1 tRNA gene is annotated in these 551 nt (G+C 43.0%); it reads left to right on the top strand.

What is annotated here, in order from left to right:
* Nucleotides 1–66 precede the first annotated feature (66 nt).
* A tRNA-Ala gene (locus ACE3MQ_RS27300) sits at nt 67–142 on the top strand.
* The last annotated feature ends 409 nt before the right edge of the window (nt 143–551 follow it).

Below are 551 nucleotides of genomic sequence, written 5' to 3'. Positions count from 1 at the left end.
GATACACTTTGCGAATGCAAAGTAACGATGACGAGTATCCATTTGTTCAGTTTTGATGGAGTTTGCGGGGCCATAGCTCAGCTGGGAGAGCGCCTGCCTTGCAAGCAGGAGGTCAGCGGTTCGATCCCGCTTGGCTCCACCAACAAAGACCATCTAACATCATATCAGTTCCATAACTTACCGCTTGAACAGTAGGCGCGGATTTGATAAGATATTCTTCCGCCGATAAAACGGTGGTATATAACTTGCTGATCATTTCAATCTCACTCACTAGGTGATGGTTGCTCATGATTCGCACTTGATCCTTGAAAACTGGATAACGAAACGAAATTTGCGTTTTAGAAATAATCCTTTTCTGATGAATTTAAATTAGCTGCAAAGCCAAATTAAAAATTCATCATAGCTGAACTTGTGTCAACAAGTGAAGTGAAAAGTGGCTAGCGTAGGTTTTGGGACTGGAGATCCTTTGTGAGGCGATTTCTACCTTGTATGAATTTACTTGATCAAGAAATCGGCGAACAACAGAGCGCCAGGCGCAAAACCGAAGCATT

Origin of the sequence: Paenibacillus lentus, assembly GCF_042714055.1 — a bacterium.
GTDB lineage: Bacteria > Bacillota > Bacilli > Paenibacillales > Paenibacillaceae > Fontibacillus > Fontibacillus lentus_A.
The sequence above is the reverse complement of the archived record's forward strand: the minus strand, read 5'-3'. Positions and strand labels throughout refer to the sequence as shown.